General features: G+C 72.1%; 12 protein-coding genes. 3 read left to right on the plus strand and 9 right to left on the minus strand.

All coding sequences use genetic code 11. The features are described 5' to 3' along the window. Positions 1–2: 2 nt before the first annotated feature. Positions 3–524, plus strand: a complete 522-nt coding sequence (locus tag ABD369_RS21125) for a GtrA family protein (protein WP_344638038.1) — start codon at positions 3–5, stop codon at positions 522–524. Between the two features lie 69 nt (positions 525–593). On the opposite strand, the gene ABD369_RS21130 is transcribed toward ABD369_RS21125, so the two are convergent. After that, positions 594–1,835, minus strand: coding sequence for an ATP-binding protein (locus tag ABD369_RS21130; RefSeq protein ID WP_344638039.1), 1,242 nt, complete (start codon positions 1,833–1,835; stop codon positions 594–596). Between the two features lie 87 nt (positions 1,836–1,922). Continuing rightward, a complete protein-coding gene (locus ABD369_RS21135) occupies positions 1,923–2,597 on the minus strand; it encodes a response regulator transcription factor (protein ID WP_344638040.1) in 675 nt (224 codons plus the stop codon). 847 nt (positions 2,598–3,444) lie between these two features. On the opposite strand from ABD369_RS21135, the gene ABD369_RS21140 reads away from it, so the two are divergent. Continuing rightward, complete coding sequence (locus tag ABD369_RS21140; protein WP_344638041.1) at positions 3,445–4,953, plus strand: peptide MFS transporter; 1,509 nt, start codon at positions 3,445–3,447, stop codon at positions 4,951–4,953. Positions 4,954–5,020: 67 nt separating this feature from the next. Here ABD369_RS21140 and hutI read toward each other — a convergent pair whose 3' ends face one another. From hutI to ABD369_RS21165, 5 genes are all read right to left on the minus strand, one after another. After that, positions 5,021–6,190, minus strand: a complete 1,170-nt coding sequence (hutI, locus tag ABD369_RS21145) for an imidazolonepropionase (RefSeq protein WP_344638042.1) — start codon at positions 6,188–6,190, stop codon at positions 5,021–5,023. A 102-nt stretch (positions 6,191–6,292) separates the two neighbouring features. After that, positions 6,293–7,648, minus strand: a complete 1,356-nt coding sequence (locus ABD369_RS21150) for a formimidoylglutamate deiminase (RefSeq protein WP_344638043.1) — start codon at positions 7,646–7,648, stop codon at positions 6,293–6,295. Further along, the gene (locus tag ABD369_RS21155) at positions 7,636–8,823 is read right to left on the minus strand and encodes an allantoate amidohydrolase (RefSeq protein ID WP_344638128.1); all 1,188 of its coding nucleotides are present in this window, start codon (positions 8,821–8,823) and stop codon (positions 7,636–7,638) included. Before ABD369_RS21155 ends, ABD369_RS21150 begins: the two co-directional genes overlap by 13 nt. A gap of 20 nt (positions 8,824–8,843) precedes the next feature. After that, positions 8,844–10,517, minus strand: coding sequence for a urocanate hydratase (hutU, locus tag ABD369_RS21160; protein ID WP_344638044.1), 1,674 nt, complete (start codon positions 10,515–10,517; stop codon positions 8,844–8,846). A gap of 174 nt (positions 10,518–10,691) precedes the next feature. Further along, the gene (locus ABD369_RS21165) at positions 10,692–11,429 is read right to left on the minus strand and encodes an SDR family oxidoreductase (RefSeq protein ID WP_344638045.1); all 738 of its coding nucleotides are present in this window, start codon (positions 11,427–11,429) and stop codon (positions 10,692–10,694) included. 118 nt (positions 11,430–11,547) lie between these two features. Between ABD369_RS21165 and ABD369_RS21170 the strand changes: the two genes are divergently transcribed. Next, the gene (locus ABD369_RS21170; RefSeq protein ID WP_344638046.1) at positions 11,548–12,174 is read left to right on the plus strand and encodes a TetR/AcrR family transcriptional regulator; all 627 of its coding nucleotides are present in this window, start codon (positions 11,548–11,550) and stop codon (positions 12,172–12,174) included. A gap of 25 nt (positions 12,175–12,199) precedes the next feature. Here ABD369_RS21170 and ABD369_RS21175 read toward each other — a convergent pair whose 3' ends face one another. Together ABD369_RS21175 and ABD369_RS21180 are read right to left on the minus strand one after the other, a co-directional pair. Continuing rightward, on the minus strand, positions 12,200–12,547 hold the full coding sequence (locus tag ABD369_RS21175) for a hypothetical protein (protein WP_344638047.1): 348 nt from the start codon (positions 12,545–12,547) through the stop codon (positions 12,200–12,202). A gap of 144 nt (positions 12,548–12,691) precedes the next feature. Beyond that, on the minus strand, positions 12,692–13,561 hold the full coding sequence (locus ABD369_RS21180) for a MurR/RpiR family transcriptional regulator (protein WP_344638129.1): 870 nt from the start codon (positions 13,559–13,561) through the stop codon (positions 12,692–12,694). Positions 13,562–13,566: the final 5 nt, after the last annotated feature.

Consider the following 13,566-nt stretch of genomic DNA (forward strand, 5'->3'; position numbering starts at 1 on the left):
GTATGACCGCGACCACCAGCACCGGGCCTTCGCTGATCCAGCGGCTGCGCGGACTCTCGGGCGAAGTGATCAAGTTCGGGATCGTCGGCGCGGCTGGCGTGGTGGTCAACGCCGTGGTCTTCTGGGTCTGCCTCCAGGGCGAGGGCCTGATCCACTCGTTCGCGGGTTTCATCGCCACCGCCGTCGCGATCGGGACCAACTACCTCGGCTACCGGTACTGGCTGTACCGCGACCGCGACGCGGCCTCCCGCAAGCGGGAGATCACGCTCTTCCTGATCTTCAGCGGGATCGGGATGCTGATCGAGAACGGCATCCTGGCCTTCTCGGTGCACGTGCTGCACTACACCTCGTCCGGCAGCCAGCTGATCGCCAAGAACGTGGTCGGCCTGGCGGCGGGCACGGTGTTCCGCTTCTTCTCCTACCGCACCTGGGTGTTCAAGGCGATGCCCGAGCTGGCGGAGCCGCAGGTGGTGGACGAAGCCGAGCGGTTGCTGGCGGCCGAGCAGCCGCAGTACGCGAAGTAGCGGCAGCGGGACGGTCGCTGGGCTCCGCCCGGGGCCGCCGCCCCCGGGGGACGCTTCGCCGGACAGGCCCTAGCGGACGCCGGCGCGGCTCAGGAAGAGGGCGAACACCGGAGGTTTGAGCGAGAGCAGCTCCAGCCGGCCGCCGTCGGCCTCGGCCAGGTCACGGGCCACGGCAAGACCGATACCGGTGGAGTTGCGGCCGCTGACGGCACGTTCGAAGACCCGGTTGCCGAGCTCCGGCGGCACTCCCGGGCCCTCGTCCTGGACCTCGGCCACGATCGAGTTCCCGGACGGACGCACCCTGAGCGTGATGGCCCCGGCGCCGTGCATCAGGGAGTTCTCGATCAATGTGGCCAGGATCTGGGCGACCGTGCCCGGGGTTCCGATCACCGAGACGCTCCTGAGGCCCTCGATCCGCAGGCTGCGCCCGGTCTCGCGGAGCGAGGGGCCCCACTCCTCGATCTGCTGCTTGATGACGTCGTCCAGGTCGAAGACCACGGCGGTCGGGCTGTGCGGGTCGCGCTGGTTGGTGAGCAGCCGCTGCACCACGTCGGTGAGCCGCTCGACCTGCTGGAGCGCGATCGTCGCCTCCTCCCGGACGGTGTTCGGCTCCTCGGCCAGGGCGGTGATCTCCTCGAGGCGCATGGAGAGCGCGGTGAGCGGGGTGCGCAGCTGGTGCGAGGCGTCGGCGGCCAGACGCCGTTCCGCCGTGAGCATCCGGGCGATCCGCTCCGCGCTGGTGTCCAGCACCTCGGCGACCCGGTCGAGTTCGGGCACCCCGTAGCGACGGTCGCGCGGGCGGGGGTCGCCGGAGCCGAGGCGTTCGGCGGTCTCCGCGAGGTCGGTGAGCGGCCTGGCGAGCCGCTTGGCCTGCCACACCGCGAGCGCGACCGCCGCCTGGACCGCCAGCAGGGCCACCAGGCCGAGCAGCAGCAGCATGTTGCCGATCTCGCGGTCCACGTCGGTCCTGGACTGGACGACGGTGACCACCTCCCCGCTCAGCCCCTGCTCGGTGGCGGTGAGGGCGGGGCCGGTGACCGGGCGGCCGACAGCGATCAGCGGCTGGCCCGGGATGTCGACCGTGACGAAACTGCCGTCGGTGACCTGGGCGGCGAACTTCTCCCCGGTGACCGGCTCGCCCGCGGCCAGCCGGCTCTCCACCAGGCCGAGCACGCGGACGGCCGCCGCGTCGACCCGGTCGTTCGCGGCGTTGACGATGCTCTGCTTCTCGATCAGCGCGAGCGGGACACAGAACACCGCCACCACCACCAGGACCACGCCCAGCAGCGAGTTGATCATTCTGCGCTTCACGCCGGGATGCCCTCTGGTCGGTTCACTTGTGCGGTCTGGGGTCGGGGGCGGTCCTTCCCGAAGGCTCGGTCCTCCCCGAAGGCGGGGTCAGTTCTTCTCGAAGCGGAAGCCGACGCCGCGCACCGTGGCGATGTAGCGGGGGTTGGCCGCGTCGTCGCCGAGCTTCTTGCGCAGCCAGGAGATGTGCATGTCCAGGGTCTTGGTGGAGGTCCACCAAGTGGTGTCCCAGACCTGGCGCATGATCTCCTCGCGGGTCACCACCCGGCCGGCGTCCCGGACCAGCACCCGGAGCAGCTCGAACTCCTTGGCGGAGAGGGTCAGCTCCTCGTCGCCGAGCCAGGCGCGGTGCGACTCGATGTCGATCTTCACGCCGTGCGCGCCGGTGGTGAGCTGGTCCACGTTGCCGCGCCGCAGCAGCGCCCGGACCCGGGCGAGCAGCTCGGCCAGCCGGAAGGGCTTGGTGACGTAGTCGTCCGCGCCGGCGTCCAGGCCGACGACGGTGTCCACCTCGTCGGCGCGCGCGGTCAGCACCAGCACCGGGCAGCTGCGGCCGTCGGCGCGCAGCCGCCGGCAGACTTCAAGGCCGTCCATCTCGGGCAGGCCGAGATCGAGGACGACGAGGTCGACCTCCTCGGTCAGGGCGGCGCCGAGCGCGGACGGGCCGTCCTCGCGAACGAGGACCTCGTAACCCTCGCGGCGCAGCGCGCGGGCCAGCGGTTCGGAGATTGCCGGGTCGTCCTCGGCCAGCAGCACACAGGTCATGGGGCGATGGTAGTCGGCTTGGCGGCCCGCGATCAGGCCCCCCGGAGTGCGGATTCTCCTCGGACGGCGCAATCCCGTCCGGTCCTGCCCGGCTCACCGGACGCCGGATCCCGACGTGATCTCTCACCGACGGCGGGCTCGGGAGGGCGAATGGTGGGCAGCACAGCCGAGTTGCGGGGCGGACGAGGTCCCGGTCGGCTCCCCGCGCCGGGCGCACCGCGCTGATCCGCGTGCCGGCCGTCCTGGGCGGCTGGGTGTCGGACCGCCTCTGCGGCGCCCGCCGGGCGGTGCTGGCCGGCGCGCTGACCACCATGACCGGGAAGCCGAACGTCTCGACGATCGCCGGCCGGCTGGCTCCGGCGAAGTGCGGCAGCCAGATGCCGGGTACGCGGTTCCTCTCGATGGCGACCGGGGACGCGTGGCCGGCTGGACGACACGGCTGCGGCGGCTGGTCGGTGGGTCCCCGTACTTCTGGCTCCAGGGCGCGCCGGCGGCGCTCGCCGGGGCCGTGTTCCTGCTGGCGGCGGGCCGGATCCGACGACTGACGGGCGCTGTGAGGTAGTTCACAGAGCGTGATTGTTATCAATCGTTGCCATGCCCCCCTTCAACCCGAAGGTCGCTCGGGGATGGCCAAAAATCCTCCCGCATAAACCTGCGGTTCGAAGGAATAGTCACCGACTTGCCATGGAACTCGTCAGTCAAGTGCCTTGATCCTTTACTTGGGCAATACGCTCATAGCCCGTTTTGTCCTCCGATTGAGAGGAATACCGCCACGTACAGTGGCCTGGTACCCGTTCGCCCCAACCCCCCTCATGGGCGAACGCTTCAGGCAAGGAACCACTTACCTATGGCGTCTACGACCGTGGCTGCCGACCTCCAGTCGGCTCCCTCCAGCGGCAAGACCTTCCTCGGGCACCCCCGGGGCCTCGCCACGCTCTTCATGAGCGAGATGTGGGAGCGCTTCAGCTACTACGGCATGCGTGCCCTGCTGGTGCTCTACATGACCGCCTCCGTGGCCGAGGGCGGCCTCGGAATGAAGGTGGCCATCGCCAGCGCGGTGTACAGCGTGTACACGGCCATGGTCTACCTGCTGGCCCTGCCCGGCGGCTGGATCGCTGACCGCTTCCTCGGTGCGCGCAAGACGGTCGCGGTCGGCGGCACGATCATCATGATCGGCCACTTCCTGCTGGCCGTCCCGGCCTCCGTGTCGTTCTTCGTCGGCCTGGCCTTCATCGCCATCGGCTCCGGTCTGCTCAAGGCCAACATCTCCACGATGGTCGGCCACCTGTACGACGGCCCGAACGATCCCCGCCGCGACGGTGGCTTCACCGTCTTCTACATGGGCATCAACCTCGGTGCCTTCGCGGCCCCGCTGGTCATCGGCACCGTCGGCCAGAGCGTCAACTGGCACCTGGGCTTCGCCCTCGCCGGTGTCGGCATGGCCCTGGGTCTGGGCCAGTTCCTGCTGGGCACCCGCCACCTGAGCGCCAAGAGCGACGTGGTGACCTCGCCGATCTCCGCCGAGGAGAAGAGCGCGATCTTCCGCAAGGCCGGCATGTGGCTGGCCGCGGCCGTGGTCTTCTACGGCGTCGTCGTGGCGACCGGCTCCTTCACCATCGACTGGGCGGTCTGGCCGCTGTCGATCGCCGGCATCGCGATCCCGGTGTTCGTCTTCGCCAAGGTGAAGAAGGACCAGGACCTCAACTCGGACGAGCAGTCCAAGATGAGCGGCTACATCTGGTTCTTCATCGCCGCCGCCGTGTTCTGGATGATCTACGACCAGTCCGGCTCGACGCTGAACGTCTTCGCCGACAAGAACACCGCCTCGGACCTGTTCGGGATCAACTTCCCGTCCAGCTGGTTCCAGTCGCTGAACCCGCTCTACATCATGGCGCTGGCCCCGGTCTTCGCCTGGCTCTGGGTCTGGCTGTCCAAGCGCGGCAAGAACCCCAGCACCACCATGAAGTTCGCCATCGGTCTGCTGATGATCGGCGCCTCCTTCCTGGTGATGATGATGGCGATGGCCGCCGCCTCCGGTGGCGTCAAGGTCACCCCGCTGTGGCTGGCCATGGTCTACCTGATCCAGACCGTCGGTGAGCTGACCCTCTCCCCGGTCGGCCTCTCGGTCACCACCAAGCTGGCCCCGACCAAGTACGCCAGCCAGATGATGGGTGTCTGGTTCCTCGCCGTCACCGCCGGTGACTGCGTGGCCGCCATCTTCCAGCTGGTCCTCGGCGACGCCGCCGTCGGCAGCACCTGGTACTTCGCGGTCCAGGGCGTGATGGCCCTCATCGCCGGTGTCGCCCTGACGATGTACCGCAAGAAGGTCGTCGCCCTGATGGGTGACGTGCACTGACGCACCGCTGATCCCCACCGGCGAAGGGTCGGTACCCCCACGGGTACCGGCCCTTCGCCGCTTTGGCTCAGACCATCCGCACGCCCGCGCGCCAGACCGCCGCCGTGAGCGGCACGCCGGGACGGTAGGCCAGGTGCACGTGCGAGGGGGCGTCGAGCAGCTGCAGGTCGGCCCGGGCTCCCACGGTGATGCCGCCGACGTCGGTGCGCCGCAGCGCCCGGGCGCCGCCGGCGGTCGCGGCGTACACGGCCTCGTCCGGGGTCATGCCCATCTCGCGGACGGCCACCGCGATGCAGAAGGCCATCGAGCTGGTGAAGCTGGAGCCCGGGTTGCAGTCCGTGGACAGCGCGACGGTGGCGCCCGCATCCAGCAGCCGGCGCGCGTCGGGGTACTTCGCGCGGGTGGAGAACTCCGCGCCGGGGAGCAGGGTGGCCACGGTGTCCGACTCCGCCAGCGCGGCCACGTCGGCGTCGGAGAGATGGGTGCAGTGGTCGGCCGAGGCCGCGCCGAGCTCCACGGCCAGCTGCACCCCGGGCCCGTGGGACAGCTGGTTGGCGTGCACCCGGGGGATCAGTCCGCGCTCGGCCCCGGCGGTGAGGACGGCCCGGGCCTGGTCCCCGTCGAAGGCGCCCTGCTCGCAGAAGACGTCCACCCAGCGGGCGTGCGGAGCGCAGGCGTCCAACATCTCGCCGGTCACCAGCTCCACGTAGGCCGCCGGGTCGTCGGCGAACTCGGGGGCCACCACATGGGCGCCCAGGTAGGTGGTCTCGGGGGTGTGCGAGGCGGCGATCCGCAGCGCGCGTGCCTCGTCGGCGACCGTGAGGCCGTAGCCGGACTTGCACTCCACGGTGGTGGTGCCCTGGCGGAGCGCCTCGTTCAGGAAGCGGACCAGGTTGGCGTCCAGCTCCTCGTCGCTCGCGGCGCGGGTGGCGGCGACGGTGGTCCGGATGCCGCCGGCGCTGTAGGACTGGCCGGACATCCGGGCGTTGAACTCGGCGGTACGGTCACCGGCGAAGACCAGGTGCGCGTGCGAGTCCACGAAGCCCGGCAGTAGCGCCCGGCCGCCCGCCTCGTACCGCTCGTCGGCGGCGGGCGCCGAGGCCGCCGGGCCGACCCACGCCACCCGCCCGGCCTCGACCAGCACGGCGGCGTCCTCCAGCAGGCCCAGCGGGCCGGTGCCGTGCGCGGGGTCGTTGGTGACCAGACTGCCGACATCGGTGATCAGGAGAGTGCTCAAGGGAAGCCTTTCGGGGGGTTTCGGGGCGCGGAAGGTGCACCACCGGGGGCGCTGCGACTTCCCGCGCCCGTGGCCGCGAACCGTCCGCGCGCCTGGCAGGACTCAGGACTGCAGTGCGGCGATGGAGTCGCGCAGCGCCGCCGGAACGTCCGCGACCAGCTGGTGCACCCCGTCGCGGACGATCTGCCGGCCGCCCACCACCACGTGCCGGACGTCGGCGGCCGAGGCCGCGAAGACGGCCGTCTCGGCACCGAGCGCGGGGGCGGGCCCGGCGGTGCGTACCGAGTCCAGCGCGACCACGGCGAGGTCCGCCAGCGCACCGGCCTCGATCCGGCCCGCCTCGGGCCAGCCGAGCGAGGCGTGGCCGTCCTCGGTGCCGGCCCGCAGCAGGGCGCCGGCCGTCCAGTGGCCCCGGGTGCGGCTGTGCAGGCGCTCGTTCAGCTCCAGCGCCCGGGCCTCCTCGAACGGGTCGATGACGGCGTGGCTGTCGCTGCCCAGGGTGATCGGGCAGCCGCCGCTGGCCAGCCGCCGGGCCGGTCCGATGCCGTCCGCGAGGTCGCGTTCGGTGGTCGGGCACATGCAGATGTTGGTCGAGGAGTCGGTGAGCAGCCGGATGTCCTCGTCGGTGAGGTGGGTGGCGTGCACGGCCGAGGTGCGCGGGCCGAGGACGCCGTGGTCGGCGAGCAGCCGGGTCGGGGTGACGCCGTGGGCGGTGAGGCAGGCGTCGTTCTCGGCGGTCTGCTCGGAGAGGTGGACGTGCAGCGGTGCCCTGCGCATCGCCGCCCAGTGCGCGACGGTGGCCAGCTGGTCGGCCGGGACGGCCCGGACCGAGTGGATGGCCGCGCCGATCCTGGCGTGCCCGCGCTCCTTGAGCTCGCCGGCCCGCGCCGCCCAGGCGTCCGCGTCGCCGTCGCTGAACCGCAGCTGCGGCTCGGTGGGCTCGGCGCCGAACCCGGAGGAGAGGTAGCAGGTGTCCAGCAGGGTGATCCGGATGCCGGCCCGGGCCGCCGCCTCGATCAGCGCCTCACCCATGGCGTTGGCATCGCCGTAGCGGCCGCCGCCGGGCGCGTGGTGCAGGTAGTGGAACTCGCCGACGGCGGTGATCCCGGCGAGGGCCATCTCCGCGTACACGGCGGTGGCCAGCGCCAGGTAGCTGTCCGGGTCGAGCGCCCCGGCGAACCGGTACATGGTGTCCCGCCAGGTCCAGAAGGTGCCCGAGCCGATCTGGACGTGGCCGCGCAGGGCGCGGTGGAAGGCGTGCGAGTGGGCGTTGGCCTGGCCCGGCAGGGTCAGGCCGGTGAGCTTGACGGCGTCCGGCGGGCAGGGCCCGCTGTCCGGGGTGACCTCGGTGATCCTGCCGTCCGGGCCGACACCGATCAGCACCTCGTGCCCGACCACCGGACCGCCGGCGTGCGGCAGCCAGGCGTGCTCCGCCCAGTACGTGGCTACGGCTGGCATGCGAGGTCCTCCAGTACGTCGGCGAGGGCGGCCACTCCGGCGAGGCAGTCGGGCTCCTCGGCGTGCTCGGCCGGGGAGTGCGAGACTCCGCTCGGGTTCCGCACGAACAGCATGGCGGTCGGGATCACCGATGCCAGGATTCCGGCGTCGTGTCCCGCCCCGGTGGGCAGCACGGGGACGTCGCCGAGCAGCTTGGCGAGGCGGTCGCGCAGCGGGGAGTCGAAGTCGACGACCGGCGTGAACGACTCCCGGGTCAGCTCGACCCGCACGCCGTCGCGGGCACCGCGCTCGTACGCCGCCTGCCGGATCTCCTCGACCAGCGCGTCCAGGGTCCGCTCGTCGGCGGCCCGGGAGTCCAGCCAGCCGCGGACCAGGGAGGCGATGGCGTTGGTGCCGTTGGGCTCCACCGCGACCTTGCCGAAGGTGGCCAGCGCACCCGCCAGCTTCGCCTTCTTGCGGGCGGCGAGCACCGTGTTGGCGTAGGTGAGCATCGGGTCGCGGCGGTCCTCGATCCGGGTGGTGCCGGCGTGGTTGGCCTCGCCGTGGAAGTCGAAGCGCCAGCGGCCGTGCGGCCAGATCGCGCTGGCCACCCCGACCGGCTGCCCCTGGGTCAGGTAGCGGCCCTGCTCGACGTGCAGCTCGACGAAGGCGCCGATCCGGGCGAGCCGGTCGCCGTCCGCGCCGATCGCGCCCGGGTCGTGGCCGGCCCGCTCCATCGCGTCGGGCAGCCGCACGCCGTCGGCGTCGCGCAGCTCAAACGCCTGCTCGCGGCTCAGCACCCCCGCGCTCAGCCGCGATCCGACGCAGGCGACGCCGAACCGGGCGCCCTCCTCGTCCCCGAAGTTGACGATCGCCAGCGGCCTGCTGAACTCGGCACCGCGCAAGCGGAGTTCGTCCAGGGCGGCGAAGGAGGAGACCACCCCGAGCGGGCCGTCGAAGGCACCGCCGTCCGGGACGGAGTCCAGGTGCGAGCCGGTGACGACCGCGCCCTCGCCGCTCGGATCGCCCAGCCAGGCCCACTGGTTGCCGTTGCGGTCCAGCTCGTAGGTCAGGCCGCGTGAGCGGGCCTGTTCCTCGAACCAGGCCCGGCACTCGGCGTCGGCGGAGTTCCAGGCGAAGCGGCGGTAGCCGCCGGAGGAGGCGGAGCGGCCCACGGGGAGCAGCTCCGCCCACATCCGTTCGAAACTGCCGGAGGTCACAGCTCGCCCATCGGGACGCGCACCCCGCGCTCGGCCGCGACCTCACTGGCGCGGTCGTAGCCGGCGTCGACGTGCCGGATGACGCCCATGCCCGGGTCGTTGGTGAGCACCCGGCGGATCTTCTCGCCCGCGAGCGCCGTACCGTCGGCGACGGTGACCTGGCCGGCGTGGATCGAGCGGCCGATGCCGACGCCGCCGCCGTGGTGGATGGAGACCCAGGACGCGCCGGAGGCGACGTTGACCATGGCATTGAGCAGCGGCCAGTCGGCGATGGCGTCCGAACCGTCCAGCATCGCCTCGGTCTCGCGGTACGGGGAGGCGACCGAGCCGCAGTCGAGGTGGTCACGGCCGATGACGATCGGGGCGGAGAGCTCGCCGGAGGCGACCATGTCGTTGAAGCGCTCGCCGGCCTTGTCGCGCTCGCCGTAGCCGAGCCAGCAGATGCGCGCCGGGAGGCCCTGGAAGTGCACCTTCTCCTGGGCCATCTTGATCCAGCGGTGCAGCGACTCGTTCTCCGGGAAGAGGTCGAGCACGGCCTTGTCGGTCTTGTGGATGTCCTGCGCGTCACCGGAGAGCGCCGCCCAGCGGAACGGGCCCTTGCCCTCGCAGAACAGCGGGCGGATGTACGCCGGGACGAACCCGGGGAACTCGAAGGCCCGCTGGTAGCCCGCGAGTTGGGCCTCGCCGCGGATCGAGTTGCCGTAGTCGAAGACCTCGGCGCCGGCGTCCTGGAAGCCGACCATCGCCTCGACGTGCCTGGCCATCGACTCTCGGGAGCGCTGGGTGAACTCGGCCGGCTTGGCGGCGGCGTACTCGGCCATGTCGGCGAACTCGACGCCGATCGGCAGGTAGCTCAGCGGGTCGTGGGCGCTGGTCTGGTCGGTGACGATGTCGATCGGGGCGTCCATCGCCAGCAGCTGCGGGACCAGCTCGGCGGCGTTGCCCAGCACGCCGATGGAGAGCGGCTGCTTCTTGTCCCGGGCGGCGGTGGCCAGTTCGAGCGCGTGGGCGAGGTCCTTCGCCTCGACGTCCAGGTAGCGGTGCTCGATCCGGCGGGCGATCCGGGAGGGGTCGCAGTCGATGCAGATCGCCACGCCGCCGTTCATGGTGACGGCCAGCGGCTGGGCGCCGCCCATGCCGCCGAGACCGGCGGTCAGCGTGATGGTGCCCGCCAGCGTGCCGTTGAACTTCTTGGCGGCGACGGCGGCGAAGGTCTCGTAGGTGCCTTGCAGGATGCCCTGGGTGCCGATGTAGATCCAGGAACCGGCGGTCATCTGCCCGTACATGGTGAGCCCGAGGCTCTCCAGCCGGCGGAACTCCTCCCAGTTGGCCCAGTCGCCGACCAGGTTGGAGTTGGCGATCAGGACGCGCGGCGCCCACTCGTGGGTCTGCATCACACCGACCGGGCGGCCCGACTGGACCAGCATGGTCTCGTCCTGCTTGAGCGTCTGCAGGGTGCGGACCATCGCGTCGAACGAGCGCCAGTCGCGCGCGGCCTTGCCGGTGCCACCGTAGACGACCAGCTTGGACGGGTGCTCGGCGACCTCGGGGTCGAGGTTGTTCATGAGCATCCGCATCGCGGCTTCCTGCTGCCAGCCCTGCGCGGTCAGCTGAGTCCCGCGCGCCGCACGCACCTCGCGCGGGCCACTGCCCGCCTGCTGCTGAACCATGCTCCCGGCCTCCTTGCGGATGGATTCATTCAGGATCGAACGCTCTGAATATATCCAAACAAGAGGGCCGAGACCAGAGGGCAGTCCTGAATAGATCCATACAGCAGCAGACGGTCCGCCGGGCGGCCATCCGACGGGCGGGCGGTGGCCCGGCCCCGGCTTCGGCCGCCCGGCTCAGCGACCGGTGGCCAGGGTGGCGCCGCCGGCGCAGTCCAGCACGGTGCCGGTGACGAAGCCGTTGCCCGCGAGGTAGGTGATGGCCCGGGCGATGTCCTCGGGCCGGCCGACCCGGCCGACCGGGAGGCTCGCGGCAACACCCTCGAAGAGCGCGGCACGGTCGGCCTCCGGCATCCCGGCCCACCAGGCGGTGTCGACCACGCCCGGCGAGACCGCGTTGATCCGCAGCGGAGCCAGCTCGGCCGCGAGCGGCGGCACCGCCGACTCCAGCGCCCCGTTGACCGCCGCCAGGCCGGCCGAACCGGGGAGCGCGGCCCGCGCGGAGGCCGCCGTGATCAGCGTGACCGAGCCGTCCCGGCGGATCCTGGGAAGCGCAGCCCGGAGGATGCGCAGGTGCGCGAAGACCTTGCCGTCGAAGGCCGTGCGCAGGTCGGCCTCGGCGAGCTCGGCGAAGGGGCCGAGACCGATCGCACCGGAGCTGAGCGCGATCACCAGGTGGTCCAGCGGCTCGACCGCGGCGAAGAAGGCGGCCACCGAGTCCGGATCGGTGGCGTCCATCTCGGCGACGGCGACCGGGTGGCCGATCCGGGTCGCGGCGGCGTCGAGGCGCACCTTGGCCCGCCCGGTGATGACCACCTGGGCCCCGGCCTCGGCGAACTCCCGAGCGGTGGCTTCGCCGATGCCGTGGCTGGCACCCATGACGGCGACGCGCTGGCCTGCGAAGGATGCGGACATGGTGACTCCCCCGTGAAGAGGCCGGCCCAAGGACCACGGGCCGGCGAGTTGTTGAGACGATCTGTCTCGACAAATCTTTGTCGAGACTCCTAGTCTCGTCAAGGTGTATTCTCGGCACATGGAAGAACCGCAGGTCAGCGCCGTGGAAGAGAGCGGCCGTCCGGCAGCCGCCCGGCCGCACACCGGTCGCAGGCGCAACGAGGCGGCCCGGCAGGCGGTACTGAGCGCGACCATGGAGCTGCTCCGCGACCCCGGGCAGCAGGAGCTGACCATCGACAAGATCGCCCGCGCGGCGGGCGTCGGCAAGCAGACCGTCTACCGCTGGTGGCCCACCAAGGGCGCGGTGGTCGCCGAGGCGATGGACCGGCACGCGTCCGCCGTGGTCGAACTGCCCGACACCGGCTCGTTGTCCGGGGATCTCGCCGAGTTCTTCCGGGCCTCCTTCGCCGCACTGGCGGACCAGGGCATGACCCGGCTGCTCGTCGAAGTGGTGTCCGGGGCGCAGCGCGAGCGGGCGGTCGCCGCGGTACTCGCCGACTTCACCGCCCGGCGCCGCTCCGCGCTCCGGCTGCTGTTCCAACGCGCCCAGGAGCGCGGCGAGTTGAGGCCGGACGCGGACCCGTCCGTACTGGTCGACCTCGGCTACGGCTTCCTCTGGTACCGGCTGCTGGTCGGCCACGAGCCGCTGGACGCGGCGGCCGCCCGGGCACTGGCCGAGCACCTGGCGGCCGCCGCGCGGCGCTGACGCCGAGGATCCGGGGGCAGGTGGCTCAGGCCGCCGCGCCGCCGTCCCAGTCGATGCCGATCTCGGCCAGCCAGGCGCGGTCCTCGGCGTCGGGCCCGACCAGGTCGCCCCGCGCGGCATCGGACCGCACGGCGTCGGGGGCGGCGGGAGCCGGCGGGCGCGGGATCTCCTGGATCGGGCCGAGGCCGTACTTCTCCGCCACCGCCGCGGCGGCCTCGTCCGGCTCGACGAGCCCGACGTGGACGGCGGACTCGTCGCCGACGTCCAGGACCACCACTTCCGTGTCGGGCGGACGCCGCAGCGCGATACGACGGCCGCAGGTGGGGCAGGACCACTCGTCGGCCCCCGAGGCGAGCCGGCCGGTCAGTCTCATCTGGTGGATCGGACGCATGGCTGGCACCCCCGTCCGGCCCCTGCACCGGGGCCTGTTGATGAGATGCCCGCCCACGGGGTGTCAGCAACCGCCCCGGAGCGAGCGGATGTCTCCGTTTCCCGGCCGACCGGAGCGGCCGGGCGGCTATTCCAGGAACAGCCCGCGCGCCGCAGCCGAGTGCTCGATGGCCTCCAACCTGGCTTCCGCACCCGGGAGTTCGTCGCACATGCTCTGCAGCAGGACCCGGCCGAGCATCATCGGCGCGCAGGCGGTGTCGAAGACCAGACCGGTGCCGACCGCCGCCGGGAGGAGGAGGTCGGAGAGCTTGGCGACCGGGGCGAAGGAGCTGTCCGCGACGGTGAGGACGGTCAACCCGCAGTCCCGGGCGACGGCGAGGGCGTCCATCAGCTCGCGCGGGTAGCGCGGCAGGGCGAAGCAGAGCAACGCGCTCGCCCCGGCGGCGGCGGCCTGTTCCAGCCGGTCGGCGAGCATGCTGCCGCCCTCGTCCAGCAGCCGGATGTCCGGGTGCACCTTGGCCGCGAAGTACGCGAAGCCCCTGGCCTGGGCGGAGGCCGCGCGCAGCCCGAGCACCGGCAGCGGACGGGAGGCGGCCAGCAGCCGGGCGGCGCGGACGATCGGCTCGGGGTCGGCCAGCAGCTCGGCGAGGTGGCGCAGGTGCTCGATCTCGGCGAGCACGGCCTGCTGGTGCTCGTTGCGGACCGCGTCGTCGGGCGTCTCGGGCGCCGCCTGCTCGCCCGCGCCCAGATCGCGCAGCTGCCGGCGCAGTGCCGGGTAGCCGTCGAAGCCGAGCGCGACGGCGAAGCGGGTGACCGAGGGCTGGCTGACCCCGGCGAGTTCGGCCACCTCGACGCTGGAGAGGAACGGCGCCTCGTTGGCGTGCCGGACCAGCGAGTGCGCGATCCGCCGCTGGGTCGGGGTGAGCCGGTGGCCCTCGAAGAGCTGCAGCAGTCGGGCGGAGGGGCCGGCCGTGCCGGTCTCGTCCATGGCGGTCATCAGCG

The sequence above is a fragment of the Kitasatospora cystarginea genome (assembly GCF_039533515.1).
Lineage (GTDB): Bacteria > Actinomycetota > Actinomycetes > Streptomycetales > Streptomycetaceae > Kitasatospora > Kitasatospora cystarginea.